Origin of the sequence: Burkholderia sp. Bp9004, from assembly GCF_003858025.1 — a bacterium.
In the GTDB taxonomy this organism is placed as follows: domain Bacteria; phylum Pseudomonadota; class Gammaproteobacteria; order Burkholderiales; family Burkholderiaceae; genus Burkholderia; species Burkholderia diffusa.
Window position 1 is genome coordinate 33,137 of sequence record NZ_QTQD01000010.1, and the last position, 13,109, is coordinate 46,245.

15 protein-coding genes are annotated in these 13,109 nt (G+C 62.0%); all 15 read right to left on the bottom strand.

The genetic code is table 11. The features are described from left to right. Positions 1–3: 3 nt before the first annotated feature. The 15 genes from DIE08_RS13580 to DIE08_RS13650 all read right to left on the bottom strand — a co-directional run bounded on the left by DIE08_RS13580 (position 4) and on the right by DIE08_RS13650 (position 13,071). Entirely contained in the window at positions 4–2,481 is a 2,478-nt protein-coding gene (locus DIE08_RS13580) for a VirB4 family type IV secretion system protein (protein ID WP_124902163.1), read from the bottom strand. Then, on the bottom strand, positions 2,478–2,789 hold the full coding sequence (locus DIE08_RS13585; RefSeq protein ID WP_076889324.1) for a VirB3 family type IV secretion system protein: 312 nt from the start codon (positions 2,787–2,789) through the stop codon (positions 2,478–2,480). Before DIE08_RS13585 ends, DIE08_RS13580 begins: the two co-directional genes overlap by 4 nt. Continuing rightward, positions 2,782–3,162 carry a TrbC/VirB2 family protein gene (locus tag DIE08_RS13590; protein ID WP_124902164.1) on the bottom strand — a complete coding sequence of 127 codons (381 nt, stop codon included), beginning with the start codon at positions 3,160–3,162 and terminating at the stop codon, positions 2,782–2,784. Before DIE08_RS13590 ends, DIE08_RS13585 begins: the two co-directional genes overlap by 8 nt. A gap of 17 nt (positions 3,163–3,179) precedes the next feature. Beyond that, positions 3,180–4,226 carry a CpaF family protein gene (locus tag DIE08_RS13595; protein WP_060340564.1) on the bottom strand — a complete coding sequence of 349 codons (1,047 nt, stop codon included), beginning with the start codon at positions 4,224–4,226 and terminating at the stop codon, positions 3,180–3,182. A gap of 275 nt (positions 4,227–4,501) precedes the next feature. After that, on the bottom strand, positions 4,502–5,710 hold the full coding sequence (locus DIE08_RS13600; RefSeq protein ID WP_124902165.1) for a DUF2201 family putative metallopeptidase: 1,209 nt from the start codon (positions 5,708–5,710) through the stop codon (positions 4,502–4,504). A gap of 7 nt (positions 5,711–5,717) precedes the next feature. Further along, on the bottom strand, positions 5,718–6,647 hold the full coding sequence (locus DIE08_RS13605) for a hypothetical protein (protein WP_124902166.1): 930 nt from the start codon (positions 6,645–6,647) through the stop codon (positions 5,718–5,720). Positions 6,648–6,747: 100 nt separating this feature from the next. After that, entirely contained in the window at positions 6,748–7,773 is a 1,026-nt protein-coding gene (locus DIE08_RS13610; RefSeq protein ID WP_124902167.1) for an ATP-binding protein, read from the bottom strand. A 118-nt stretch (positions 7,774–7,891) separates the two neighbouring features. Next, complete coding sequence (locus DIE08_RS13615; RefSeq protein WP_124902168.1) at positions 7,892–8,143, bottom strand: DUF3717 domain-containing protein; 252 nt, start codon at positions 8,141–8,143, stop codon at positions 7,892–7,894. A 256-nt stretch (positions 8,144–8,399) separates the two neighbouring features. Next, complete coding sequence (locus DIE08_RS13620) at positions 8,400–8,864, bottom strand: hypothetical protein (protein ID WP_124902169.1); 465 nt, start codon at positions 8,862–8,864, stop codon at positions 8,400–8,402. A gap of 14 nt (positions 8,865–8,878) precedes the next feature. Then, entirely contained in the window at positions 8,879–10,399 is a 1,521-nt protein-coding gene (locus tag DIE08_RS13625) for a hypothetical protein (protein ID WP_124902170.1), read from the bottom strand. Positions 10,400–10,478: 79 nt separating this feature from the next. Continuing rightward, positions 10,479–10,889: a hypothetical protein gene (locus DIE08_RS13630; protein WP_124902171.1), complete on the bottom strand. Its 411-nt coding sequence runs from the start codon at positions 10,887–10,889 to the stop codon at positions 10,479–10,481. A gap of 216 nt (positions 10,890–11,105) precedes the next feature. After that, positions 11,106–11,579: a hypothetical protein gene (locus tag DIE08_RS13635; RefSeq protein ID WP_124902172.1), complete on the bottom strand. Its 474-nt coding sequence runs from the start codon at positions 11,577–11,579 to the stop codon at positions 11,106–11,108. Positions 11,580–11,587: 8 nt separating this feature from the next. Further along, positions 11,588–11,980, bottom strand: coding sequence for a hypothetical protein (locus DIE08_RS13640; protein WP_124902173.1), 393 nt, complete (start codon positions 11,978–11,980; stop codon positions 11,588–11,590). An 86-nt stretch (positions 11,981–12,066) separates the two neighbouring features. Beyond that, positions 12,067–12,528 carry a hypothetical protein gene (locus DIE08_RS13645; protein WP_059848450.1) on the bottom strand — a complete coding sequence of 154 codons (462 nt, stop codon included), beginning with the start codon at positions 12,526–12,528 and terminating at the stop codon, positions 12,067–12,069. 270 nt (positions 12,529–12,798) lie between these two features. After that, positions 12,799–13,071 carry a hypothetical protein gene (locus DIE08_RS13650; protein ID WP_124902174.1) on the bottom strand — a complete coding sequence of 91 codons (273 nt, stop codon included), beginning with the start codon at positions 13,069–13,071 and terminating at the stop codon, positions 12,799–12,801. Positions 13,072–13,109: the final 38 nt, after the last annotated feature.

Genomic DNA, 13,109 nt, shown 5'->3' on the forward strand with positions numbered 1-13,109 from the left:
CTGTCAGTCGACGGTGGCCATTTCTTGCAGATAGTCTTCGGCCCACGTCGGGGAGCCGGTGGCCAGGTGCTTGTCGAGCGTGCGCTGGGCCGCGCCGTCAGCGCGCAAGATCGCGAGTGCTTCCTTCGGGAATTTGGCCTGCAGCATCCGCGAGTGATCCGGCGTGACCCATAGGTAGTCGCGATTGGGAACGCCCTCGCTGATCATGTCGATCTGGTCGTCGGTCAGCCCAAACACGTCGCGATAGAGGCGCTTGTTGTTCCGGGCATCACGGTTCGGCAGGAAGAAGAAGTTTTGGATGTTCTCCTTCAAGATTTCGAAGTTCGGGACGCGCTCAAGCTGGCTTAGCGATTGAGTCGCCATGACAAGCGTGCCGTTCAGCCCGCGGATCGTCACAGCCCACATTTCCAGACGTGCATAGAAGCGCGGGTACCGGAAGAAGAAGCCGCACTCCTCGACCTCGATGATCGTGACGCGCTTGCCATCCAGCCATTGCGAGATGCGGTAGAAGGCATAGTCCATGAACAGCGCCGCTGCGACCGGGTAACTTTCGAACAGCTCGCCCATCTCGATCGCCAGATCGTCCGAAAGAGAGAACGCGTCTTCGACGTGATCGAAGAATCGGCCGTTCTTCTCTCCCTTCGTCCAGATCTGCAGGCGCTCGCGCAACTCGACGGGCAACAGCGTGGTCAGGAACGAGAGCGTCCAATACTCCCGTTCATAGCCTTGCGCAAGCGTGACGACCCGCTCGTAAATCGTGCGCTGCTGTTGCGGGGTGCAGATAAAGTCCTCGCCGTCGCCTTCGATTGCCATCTGGACCCAGTCCGACACGTACGTGTAGTGCCGAGGGTCGGCCAGCAGGGATAGCGGATTGACCTGTGTCGCGGCCGCAAACTTGCCGGTTGCATCGACGAACTTGCCGCCAGCAAACACCGTCGGGATGCGCGTCGAACGGTTCTTGTCGAACTTGATGCGGCGCGGTTGGAAGCGCCCCGTTTGTGAAACGAGAAAGTTGAGGAAGATGGTCTTGCCAGCGCCGATCGGGCCGACAATCAGCGTATGGGACTTCCCGCTCGGATCGTGCAACGTGACGCGCTGCAAGGTCCGATGACGCGTCGGAAGAAGCGTCAGTGGTCCGACCTTCTGTCCGAGCTGCTGAGTCAGCCATTGATTGACGTCACTCCCTTCCGCAACACCTCGCACGGGCGCAATGTCCGAAACCACCGGCGTTTCGACGAACTGCAGCCGTTTCTGCTGGTCCCACCGGCCGGGCAGCGTCGATGCCCATGCCGCGGCGAGGTTCCGCTTCTCGACGAGCACACCGAAGCCGGCGTTGCCGATGCGGCCGACGATCTCACGCGCGTTGTCGTCGCACTCATCGATCGTATCGCCGTAGACGATTACCGAGATGTTGACGAAGCCGTACTGCTGGCCATCGGCGATCAGGCGCGCCAGTGCGTTCTCCGCCTCCTCGGCGAGGATCTCGCGCCCTTTCTCGTTCTCCATGCTTTCCTTTTTCTCATCCTTCGAGAAAAAGCTCTTCAGCACCTTGACCGGACTGAACGCAGCGACCTTGTAGAACTTGCGCATCTTCTCGATGTAGGCCTGCGCCTTGCTGGTCGACAGGAATCGAAACATCACGCACACATCGAACTCGGCGTCGACGTCGGCGAGGACGTCGAGCGCGGCCTCCTGAAAGCCCATCCACTCTTTCACCGCGATGATCTTCGCGTACCGCGTGCCGTAGGCGGATTCGAACATGATGTGTTCTGCGCCGTACGTCACGAAGCTTTCCGTCAGGTGCGTGTCGAGCATCGTCACGGGGTAACGCACGCGCCGCGGGGGAACCGACGGATTGGCGGTCTGATGGAGGAAGGCGAGCGCGTTCTGCAGTTGGAGCCGCTTCATCTTGAGCCGCGCCACACCACCCTTGAACGCGTCCAGGATCCCTTCGAAGCGCTTGATGTCCGACGCGATCCGCTCCATGTCGAACACGAATGCACTGCGCGCGAACACCATATCCTTGATGGTCTCGAGCAACGCGATCGGGACCGACTTGCCGCCCACCGTGACGTGATAGGCGATCTTCTCGAACAGCTTGTTGATCCCCGTCTCAGGCGTATACGCGAGCGCGAGCGAGTGGGTGTTTCGGAAGTACTTTCCGCTTCCCACGCTCTTCTGGTTGATTGCGTCAACGTGCTGATCCATCGCCGACGCGAAGCGTCCACCGATCTCGCCCCGAACGCGGCGATGCGACATACGCCACCATGCGGTGATTCGATGATCGAAGTTCTTGCAAGCGTGGTCGAGGTTGTCGCGGGCCGCAGAAATCTCGTCAGTGTTCGGGCTGTCCGCATCCACGCCTTCGAACGTGTAAAGCGTCAACAGTGACCCGTCCTTGTTGAGAATATCTTCGGGAGTCACCATCGTCGCCCACGGGGCGATTTCCTGAATCGCTCGACGCTTCGGGTTCGCGCTCATAGCGGCAGCTCCTGATCAAATCCATACGGCCGCCGGAATCGGGCGGCGACATCGGCGGTAGGCAACGGCTCGTGCACATCGGGGTACCGGTTGTAGACGACCAGTACCTCTTTCCACCACGGATCGCTCGACGAAAGCCAACGCAGCACCCAGTGCACGACGATGCCGATCACCAGATAGATCGGCGACATGCTGCTGTAGCAGAGCAACGCCGTCAGCGTGCCGTTGGCGATTGCGAGGCCGCGATCAGCGCCGCCCATCTGGCGCGGCAGCGAAAGCGACCGGCTGACTTTTTTCGGTTCACGCACAGGTGTAGTTGATCTTCAGCTGGTTCTTCACGAGCGCGGTCGCACACGACGCAAAGCCGAGGCCAACGATCACTGTCGACAGCAGTTTCCCGAAATTGCTTTCCGAGTTGGCGATCAGGACGCCACCGACGATGATCAGCACGATGCCGATCCCGAACAGCCACGGCCCACTGACGTACGCTTGAATCAAGCAGATGAAGTTGGCGGCATTGCCCAGGTCGCCCAGGTCAACCGCTCTTGCGGGTAGCGCCACAAACGTGAGAACCAGTGCGATCAAAGTCGAGAGCCGCTGGCCTCGCCCGAACAGATAGCGGGCGGTGTCCACCGCCTTTTTCTTAATCAGCGAACACAACGTTTGAATGTGCTTCTTCATCGAAAAACCCCGTGTGGTTAGAAAACGCGTTCGAGGACGTAGTCCCCGTCTTTGAAACCTTTGATAGCCAGCACTTCGGACACATGGCGTAGCTCGCCCGTGCGACGAAGGTGGATGACGTAGTGGAAGCAATCGGCGATCGCCTTGCGCATGTCGGCGAGCTCCCACCGGCTACCGGGTGGGATGCCCAACATTGCGAGGCTCTCGAGGCGGCTCAGCCCCCCGCGCGCATCGTTCGAGTGAATCGAACCCATGCCGCCGTCATGGCCGGTGCTCAGCGCCTGGATGAAGTCGTACGCTTCCCCTCCGCGCACTTCGCCGACGATGATTCGGTCGGGCCGGAACCGTAGGCAAAGTGCGACGAGCACCTGCGCCGTCACGCCCTTATCCAGATTCGAGAGCAAGCGGACGAGGTTCGGAACCGTTAGCTTCAGTTCCTTCGTGTCTTCGATCGTGATGACACGCTCGTCATCCGGAATCGCGCCGTTGAGTGCGTTGAGGAACGTCGTTTTGCCGGTAGAGGTTCCACCCGCGACCAGGACGTTGGCGCGGCTCCTCACCATTTGGACGAATGCTTCTTCCAGCACCTCGTTCTCAGCGCCCTGGGGGAAGATTGCCCGCTCGGCCTCGCGTCTCGCGTGCACGCGAGAGAACGCCCCCAGCCGGGTGTAGTCGCCCAACGCCAGATTCGTTTCACGATGCCGACGTATCGCGAGCGCATCTCCGTCGATGGCCGTCGGTTTCATCACTGCGGCGATCCGGAGGTTGTCGTGCCCTGCGTTGATGATCCCCTGCGCGGTTCCCCGCAGCGCGGACTTCTCGACGGAGGCCGCGAGCGAATGGATGGCGCCAGTCAATGTCATCGGATTGAACTGGGCGTCCAGACGATGCATCACACCCCGCTCTTCGACCCAGATGTTGCCCGCGTTGTTGATCAACACTTCGGCGACGTTTGGGTTGTGTAGCGGTTCTTCGATCAGCTTCAACGACTCGAAGAACAGCTTCACAGCGTTCTCTTCGAGTCGTGCGACCTTCAGGAAGGGACTTTCGGCAATTTCAGACATGCAGCTATTGTTCAAGCTGGCACATCCGCCAATCGCCCGAAAGAATGGCTAAATTGAGCAGCTTTCGCGCGCCCGACGGACTGCGTCGGGACGCGCTCAATGCGCGGTACCGCGCGCAACCGGTTGAGGGGGCAAACCCGAAATGCTCCAGAAAAACGTATAGCTTTCTCCCCTTTCTAATCTGCACACCGATGGCATGCGTTTGCGAAGGACGAAAAAAAACCCGGTCACGAGGACCGGGTGTGTTTCAGGAAATAGCGCGCCATTGCAGCCGCTCAGCAGACGACTTCGATCGTCTCGCCGAACGGTGCCCGCCGCGCTCGCTTCAGCGATGTCGTCGACGCCCATAGAACCGGGTATGCCGGCTCTGCGGTGGGAAACGTACCCTCCATGTCGGTCAGGTACACGAGAAACGCCGGTTCGATGTCCTCGCCTGTGACCCGTTGAAACGGATCGATGAACGAGGTGCCACCACCGCCTTTCAGCGGCGCTAGCTCAACCGGTTCACCGCGCTCGAATATCTGAACCTGGGTCACGCGCTCGTCGCAATCCATCACGATCAGGCGCCGCGGGCGAACCGCATCGGCGACGGCCAGGATTTCGGCCGCAAATTGCGCCTGCGTTTCATCCCAGACGGAACCGCTGGCGTCGCGCACAAACACTGCGTCGCCAACTACCGGCTCGTTCAGCGACGGCAGATACATCCCGAGGTGCAAGTAGCGACGATTCGGCTGCGCCCACGTATAGTCGGTCGGCGCCGCGTCCTGCGCAAAGCGATGGAGAAGTGAACGCCAGTCGACCACCGCCGCGACAGATTGCTCGACAGCGGCCTGTAATCCGCCGCCGAGCTTGCCGCAGGCCTGCGCAGCCTTGGCCGCCTGCAGCACGGCCACCTTCCACTCCGCCGCTTTCGCCGCCTTGTCAGGCCCGGCATACTGCCGGACTTCACCGCACGACGCTGCCGGGCCACCCGCCTTGTCGTCGGAGGGTCCCGGCGGCTGCGAGCCGGGCGAACCTATCGGTTTGCCCGCCTTACCTCCCGACGGCGGCTCGCTTGCCTGCTTGCCGCCTGGCTGCTTCGCCACTCGGCGTTTCTCATGCGAGAGGATGCCGTACACCTCTTCGGCCGACATCCCCTTGAAGCGGTGATCAATGAGCGCGCCCGACGGAAGCTGCATCCCTGCAGCCTCCACCATCAGATTGACGACGTAATCGCACGCCTCGTTCCAGCCATCGGGGTCGCGATCACCTTGTCGCCAACAGTGCCCGCCGGCTACGTGCCATACCTCATGGGCGAGCACGCCACGGACCTCCAAGTCGTTCAGGCGCTCGGCATAGGTCGGGTTGTAGCCCAGCGTCTCTCCGTCCGTCCAGAACGTCTTGCAGCTCAGGTCTTCGCGGACTTTGAGCCGTAGCGCCAAGGTGCCGATGAACGGATGGTCGAGCACCAGCGCCGTGCGCTGCTTCGCGATGCGTGAGTCCATGACGACCTCATGCAGCGGCGAGGAACGACAGGCCCGTCTCCGACTGAACCGGAATCTGGTCAGTCAGCGGCGCCGCCGGCGCGCCGCCCATGAAGGCGGCCATCAAGCCCTCGATCTCGGTCGCCTTGCTGGCAACCTGCGACCGGAGCACTCGCGACTCCTTCAGATCCGCTCCGTTGTGCGCTGCGAGATGCTGCTTCGCCTCCGTGAGGATGTGCGCGAGCTTCGGGTCGTCGCTGAAATTCAGCTTCGGCAGCAGGTCGCACAACTCTCGCACATGGTTCGCGACGTCGAGACGGACGTTCCCGGTCGCGTACAGGCGAGACGCCATCGTCGAAACGGCCTCGTACAGCCGCCCGACCAAGTCGTTGTTCGCGGTCTGGATCGATGCCATCGCGTGCTCGTCGATCTCCGTGCGCAACGTGGTCAGGACATCGCTCGGCAAGTCAACGCCGAACTGGCTGGCGTCCGGGAATGGCAGCACAGAGAGCTTGACGCCGAACTTGCCCTTCAGCTCGGCCAGACTCGGGTAGTCCGCCTCGTTGTACAGGGTGTTCATCTCCGCCCTCGCCTGCTCCTTCAGGTCGAGGTAGTTCGTCAGGAAGATCGACACGGCGAGATCGAACTCGTCTTTCATCGCACGCAGCCGCTCGGCCAGCTCCATATAGATCATGGTCGGCAGCAGCCGCACGCCCAGCTGGTCGTACTTCAGCGTCCGGCTGTAGTAGTGCGAGCGGATCCGATTGCCGATCGACACCACTTCGGCGTAGCTCGGCGCGTACTCCGGCAGCAGGCGCTTGTTGAAGCGCCCGATGCCGCGCGCGTGATGGCTTTTCTCGACCTCTTCGGTGACCTTCCCGTCATAGCGACGGGCAACCCACGTAGAAATCGTGACCGACGAAAGCATGACCTTGGATTGCAGATCGGTAATGTTCATGAATAGCTCCAGACAGACAGAAAATGGCGAGACGAAAAAAAAGCCACGGACCGGAATCGGCCGTGGCAACAGGGAAAGGCACTACAGGGCTTGAAGGCGGCTATTCGCCGCGGATGATCTTGCCGATCTCACCGCCCTGCGCACGGATGAACGCATGATGGTTCTGCAGATCGGGCGTGCGCGCGATCGAGTCACGGACCAGCACCGCCGTGAACTCCCGTTTCCCCGTATCGGCGAGCCGGTCTGCATACTGCAGAACTCGCTCGAAGTTGCCATCGCTCGCCTTGTGCGCGAGCGCCGCAGTGAGGGCGTACAGGATGCTCGGCTCGTCCGGGATTGCGCCCCGGCTTGGGTCCAACAGGATCGCGTCGACCGACGGCAGAGCGCGGTAGATCGAAAGAAAGCTGATCAGCTCGGCACCGGCACCTTCGCCGACCGTCGCGCAAATTGCGTCAGGCAGCAAATCAGCCGAGACAGCCGGCATCGTCTTCGCGAGAAATCCCCACTTCCGGGGACTTGCCGACGCGACGATATCGCGGCTGCTGCGCGCCTCCCAGAGCAGGTCCGGTCGGAAGCGAAGGAACGCGATCAGCTCGGGCGGAACGTTCTGCCGTACCGCCCAAGTCGTCCAGTCATCGACAGTGGCTTCGAGCTCGACGACCGCCGCAAAACGCGAGATCAGCGGATCGAGGATCCCGCTGACACCCGCGTTGTCGCTGCGGCGATTCGTTGCCGCGACGAACGTGACGCAGTCGGGCAACTGGTGCTCACCGATGCGGCGTGCGAGCAGCAGCTGCATCTTGGCCGCCTGCACCGCCGGCGAAGCCTGCCCGAGATCGTCGAAGAACCAGACCAGTGGACGCGCCGCCGACAGCGCCCGCTCGAGGTCGCCAAAGGGCAAGAATCGGGCATGCGTGCCGTCGGCCGACGGAAACGGCAAACCCTTCGAGTCGGTCGGATCTTCGACAACCGGGTGACTGATGAGCAGGTCGTGCTCCGCCTCCTCGGTGGCAGCTTCGACGATGTCGGATTTGCCAATACCAGGCCGGCCGGTAATCAGCACCGGAAGGCGCTTCGGAATGTATGTGGCGAGCAGCTGGGTGAGGCGTGCGGGAGAGAGTTTCATGGGGACCTTGAATGAAAGAGCCCCACGGGAATCGCGCCCGGCAGGGACGTGACCCTGCGGGGCGATTGGAGATGCTGCGATGCGGCGATTCGATGCGTCCTGAGACGCGAGTTGATGCCTACGAACGAGCGCCGATGAGCGCTGCGGCCTGCGTCGACGTCAGCGATGATCGCGGAACGCACGTGGCGCGGTTCACGATCATGACACCGTAGACGTCGGCGAGAACCCGGGCCTCGGCACAGAGAACGATCAGCTCGTCGGGCCCGGTCGGCGCCGGCGAGCGGTTGCGCCATACATTGATCGCCACCTCGATCTCGGCGATCGACACGGCATCAGGTGGCAAAGGATTGGAAGTTTCAGATTGGTTCACGAGTGACCTCGGAAGTGTCGCCCCGTGAAAGACGCCCGGCGGGACGTGATTCCCTGGGGCTGGAAGTGGCCGCATTGCGGCGGATTCGATGCGTCGGTGACGCGGTGAGTAAAGCCAGTGTAGGAGCCGCCATCCTGCGTGCAGGCCGGAAAGATCGAGAAATTTACGGGGCTTAGAGACCATCCCGTTCCGAATGGACGAAAAAAAACCGGCGCACGTGGCGCCGGTTGTTCAATGTCGGGTGGCGAACCACCTCTTACGTCCCAAGCAGGTCGCCCTGAACGTTCACCATCGGAAGGACTGCATCACGGATCTCAGCGTCGCGCTCACGCATCCGTCGGGTTCGCTCCTCGCCGACACCGTTGTGCTTTTCGACCACATAGATGAAGTACAGTGGCGTTGCCGGTCCGCGCCACGCACTCCATTCGGCCATGATTCGCGCTCGGATCTCCGGCTCGCACGCGAAGTAGGACGCACGACCGGCGCGCCAATGTCTCGCGTCGAGATCGCGCATCACCTGCTCACTCTGGCGCGCTCTATCGATTCTCAGCGCCTTCTCCGCGTCGACGTCGGTCTCGGGTGCCGGCGCGAGCTGATCTGCGAACAGCGGGCAGTCACGCTCGAGCTTCCGAGCAATACGTTTGTGCCGATTGAGAAACGCCTGTTCCTTTCGGCGGGTCCAGACGTAGTCCCCGTACCGCACGGTTCGATCGAATCGCATGTTTCGCTCCTCGATCAAGCCGCGAGCAACGTGAGCCGCGACCGCGCATAGTCCAGCGTGCCGTTCTTCGCGTGGAGTGTCCGCCCTTCAGTCGAACCCGGCTTCGCCAACGCGTATCGCGTCGCCGCACCATGGCGAAAGCTCCGGATCTCCGAGTAGCCGTCGGCGATCGCCTGGTCAACGTGCTCGACGCCCGTGATCAGCACGTTGTCGTGCGTGCGGTACCGGGCGAGGCCTGCCTGTTTCTTCGCGTCGTTGGCGGTCTCTTCGGCGCGACGGTGCGCGCGGGCGGCGTCCTGCTTTGCCTCCCACTCGGCTTGTGCCGCCTCGTCATAGCCGCAGAACGCGAAGATCGCACGCCGCCGGCGCGTCGAGTTCAGGCCGCGCAATGAAACACCGAATTGCTCGCGCAATACACGCTTGCTCTGGTCGTTCCAGCCGGCCGCGTGGTCCAGGACTGACAGCAAAGCGCCAACGTTACGCGCCTCAACATCGGCGGCAAACCGGTTGGCCCCTTCGAACGTCATGCGGCCTCGCTCCAGCTTCGCCATCTCGACCTGCAGGTTGTACTGCCGCAGCGAGATCCGCCCCTTCTGTCGGTCGGCTCCGAGCCTGTCCAGCGACTTTTTCAGGACGGCGTCCCCGATCAGATCACGCAGGCGCTCGGCTACGGGCGACATCGCGGAGCCGACGTCCACCGGACGCTGGTACTGTTCGGGAAGATCCGGCTTGTCGACGAGGCCTGCGGCGAACAGCCGGTCGTCAACCTCCACGTAGGAGATACCGGCCGGCGCGGACTGCAGCGCGGCGACGATACCGGCACCGAGCTCGGCGTCGATCTGCCTTTTCTCGTGACGGTAGATCGCCACCGCGGACTGCATGACGTCGTACGGGAGCGTGTTGCGCAGAACAGGCACGTCCAGGAGAACGGGGAACCACTGCAGGTCGTACTGGAAGCGCTTAGCGTCGCCACGGTAGTCCGCCAGCACCGAATCAGGAATCGGCCGATCCAGAAACAGCGCATAGGCCACATGAACCTCGTGCCGGCCGTTTACCCCGCCTGAGAGCGGGAGTCGCGGCCCTTGCGACGTGAAGCCGAACAGCGCGTTTGCGACGCGCTCACAGACATCCGGCAGGTGGAAGCGCCGACCGGCGCCACGCGCGGCCTCGACTTCGGCCTCGAGTTGCTCGCCGGACAGCATCCATGCCGGTTTCGTCGCCAGCTCGAACATGAACTGGAAGACCTCCCAGCGCTTGCGCGTGACTTGCCAAGGCTGCAGTTGTCGCCCGTCCCGGCTAAACCAGCGGTTGCGGATCTCCTCGAAAAGCGCGGTGAAGATCGCTTCGGCCGTGCCTGGCTGCCGAACGGTCAAGATCCCGTTGTAGCGCAGGATCGGCAGCGGAGAGCCGCCGCACGTGAGTGAGATCTCGGTCGTTTCGTACGCGGATAACGCTGCGTCGTGAAAAAACACGTGGAATACGTGTGCGAGGGTGTCGACGTGGATCGAGGCGTCAGGAGTTTTGATCGTGTACATCAGTGGTTGTCCTTGCGAAAAGGGGCAACCACCCCATCCGGGCAGTTGCCCCGGATTGGGAAAAATTGAAGGTGACTCGTCAGTCGATGTTGAGCAGGTTCGATACCACCGCGGCAACGGCCCAGCCATGGGAACGCGTCAGCGTCTTGATGCGAATGAGCGGTTGAGTTCGCCAGTGGCTGACGCCCAACGCTGCATCGAGCCAAACTGTGTCGAGACGGACAATCCACCCTTCCGACTGACCCCGCTCGATCGACACGCAGCAACGCCGCTTATTCTCGCCAGCAGCCGGCCATTTGGACCATGGCTTTCGACCAAACACGGCCTCGTTTGCATACATAGACCGATTGGCAACGAACACCCATTCCGGCTCGAGCTCCGTAGCACGAAGAGAGTCCTCGATGTATCGAGCAACCTCCTCGACCGTCTTACCTTCGAGTTCAAACGCGTCCTGCGACCGCGATACCGGCCGCTCCAGTACTTCAGACATGGAAACCCTGAAAATAAAAAGGGCCACACCGAAAGGTGCAGCCCTTGATTGATAGGCGGCCGCCCAGATGGGCGACCGTCAGTTCGATTTAATGCGTGTGGTGCCGCAGAGAACGACGTTGGTCGCGCTCCGCCTTACGACCGCGTTCGCATGCGACGATGCCGTAGCCGCAGAACACCAGCGTCAGAAGCAGTGCAACAGGACCGAAGTACATATTCATTCTCCGTTCATGGAATCCATGCCTACGACATAAGTTACCACACCGATCACGACCAGTGCTGCAACGTTCATCGCCGCCCAGATCGAGAACTCCGAGATGGCGTGCACGTAGCCGACCACACCGACGATCGACGAGACCGTCAGCGTATGGCAGAACCGCCCGAACTGCTGCCGCTGGTCCTTGGACCAGGATGCGCGAACCAGTCGCGCGCCCAGCCGGGACCGCGGCGAGGCGGCCGGCGGCTCTACCGAGACGACAGCAAAGCTGTCGACCGTCGATTGAATGAGCTTTGCCTCATTCCCATCCCAGGATGCGGTGATCACCGGCGGCGATTCACTCTCATGCACGACCGCCAGGAAAGCACGAACACGGGCCGAAACATAGACCATGCCGAGTTCCGCGTCATAGGACCCGCGATCGATTATCGAGATCCCCGAGGGGTACTCGATGCAAACGTCGACGAATTGCATCCCGCCCCCTATCGCCGGTCGTTATCGAGACCATCCACGAGCCGCAGGCCGCCAAGCAACGCCTGGTAGCCCTCGTCCGTGTCGAGCTGCGTGAGCGGCACGACGTTGTCACCGCCGCCCGACAGGTCGCGGTGACCGCGCCGGGTGCGAAACGACACCGCGACATGCTGGCGCGATGTCGAATCCGCAATCTCAAGCATCATCCGACTGGTGCGCAGGGTGACGCGGCAGCCGCGGCCGGCCTTCGCCGGCTCGGCTACCACCTCGTGCTCACCTGCTCGCAACCGCAGATCGCGCGCAACACGATGCAGCATCCGCGTCGCATGGTGGGTCAGCGCAGCGTCGGACGCAACGCCACCCGCGCGCCGGTCCGCGTACAGAACTTTCGGTACCTTGAACATCTTGCCCTCGGAATAAAAAAAGCGAGGCCCCAAACGGGAACCTCGCTATGCAGGAAGAAGCCGGCCACTGCCGGCGAATGAACGGCTCAGCGCGTGATGCGCATGCCGGAAGAACTGCTGACGAGCATCACGCGATCGCCAGGGGCGAAGCGCTGCTCGTCGGACTGAACGACGACCAGCGTGCGGCCGGACACCGTGCGCACGACGACCTCAAGGCCAGCGTGGCGCGCGAGCGATTCCGACAGACGCTGCGACACGTAGGCAGCGCCGGCACCAGCAAGCGCGCCAGCGATGTATCGGCCGTTGCCGCCGCCGATCGTGCGGGAGCCGAGAAATGCGCTGACACCCGCGCTCAACAGTGATGCCAGACCGGAACGGTCCGACTCGTTGCTGATCGTGACGCCGCGCACGCTGACGACCGTGGCCGCCTCGATTTCTCCCGCGCGCTGAACGTCGTAGCGCTGGTAGACATCGGGCGAACCGAAGTCATACGAAGCGCACGCGGTCAACGAAGCGAGGAGCAGAACAGAGATGAGAAGCTTGAACATGACGATTGCCTCAAAAAAGAGGGCAATCGCCCGTCAGGGAAATTGCCCTGACTGGGAAGCCGACGTATGGTCGGTGAGAGAAATACGCACGGACAGAGCCGATGCGAAGGGGTCGATGCGCAGACGCGCGGGAAACAGGATCAGTGTAGGCCGGCGTGCCGCCATCACCCGCCGGAATCGTCGAGAAAACTGCCCCGCTTTCCTCTGGACGAAAAAAAAGCGCCTGCCCGATTACTCGGGAGGCGCTGGTATCAGAGAAATTCAGTTTGCCTAGATGTATCCTGCGGCCCGGCTGAAATCGAGATTGCCGGGCCCTTCGTAGATAATTTCGACGTCGATGGCAAGACATTGACCACCTGCAAAGTCGAACCTATCGCCCGCCTTGATCGCGGCTATTCGGTCCGCTGTCTTACCGTAAACGACGAACCCCCATCGCTCCCCCTCGGCCATGCTGAACCGTGGGAACTGAACCGCACGCTTGAAGCGTATCACCGCGTGCGGCAAATCAACGTCCCGCACGGTCTCGGTACCCGAGCGTCCCATAAGTAATGCTCCTCGAACTCGGGCAGCGCCCAACGGGC

Bases quoted from the DNA above. Each gene is read 5' to 3' on its own strand.
- DIE08_RS13580 (WP_124902163.1), bottom strand. From the start codon at position 2,481: ATGAGCGCGAACCCGAAGCGTCGAGCGATTCAGGAAATCGCCCCGTGG.
- DIE08_RS13590 (WP_124902164.1), bottom strand. From the start codon at position 3,162: ATGAAGAAGCACATTCAAACGTTGTGTTCGCTGATTAAGAAAAAGGCG.
- DIE08_RS13595 (WP_060340564.1), bottom strand. From the start codon at position 4,226: ATGTCTGAAATTGCCGAAAGTCCCTTCCTGAAGGTCGCACGACTCGAA.
- DIE08_RS13600 (WP_124902165.1), bottom strand. From the start codon at position 5,710: ATGGACTCACGCATCGCGAAGCAGCGCACGGCGCTGGTGCTCGACCAT.
- DIE08_RS13605 (WP_124902166.1), bottom strand. From the start codon at position 6,647: ATGAACATTACCGATCTGCAATCCAAGGTCATGCTTTCGTCGGTCACG.
- DIE08_RS13610 (WP_124902167.1), bottom strand. From the start codon at position 7,773: ATGAAACTCTCTCCCGCACGCCTCACCCAGCTGCTCGCCACATACATT.
- DIE08_RS13620 (WP_124902169.1), bottom strand. From the start codon at position 8,864: ATGCGATTCGATCGAACCGTGCGGTACGGGGACTACGTCTGGACCCGC.
- DIE08_RS13625 (WP_124902170.1), bottom strand. From the start codon at position 10,399: ATGTACACGATCAAAACTCCTGACGCCTCGATCCACGTCGACACCCTC.
- DIE08_RS13630 (WP_124902171.1), bottom strand. From the start codon at position 10,889: ATGTCTGAAGTACTGGAGCGGCCGGTATCGCGGTCGCAGGACGCGTTT.
- DIE08_RS13635 (WP_124902172.1), bottom strand. From the start codon at position 11,579: ATGCAATTCGTCGACGTTTGCATCGAGTACCCCTCGGGGATCTCGATA.
- DIE08_RS13640 (WP_124902173.1), bottom strand. From the start codon at position 11,980: ATGTTCAAGGTACCGAAAGTTCTGTACGCGGACCGGCGCGCGGGTGGC.
- DIE08_RS13645 (WP_059848450.1), bottom strand. From the start codon at position 12,528: ATGTTCAAGCTTCTCATCTCTGTTCTGCTCCTCGCTTCGTTGACCGCG.
- DIE08_RS13650 (WP_124902174.1), bottom strand. From the start codon at position 13,071: ATGGGACGCTCGGGTACCGAGACCGTGCGGGACGTTGATTTGCCGCAC.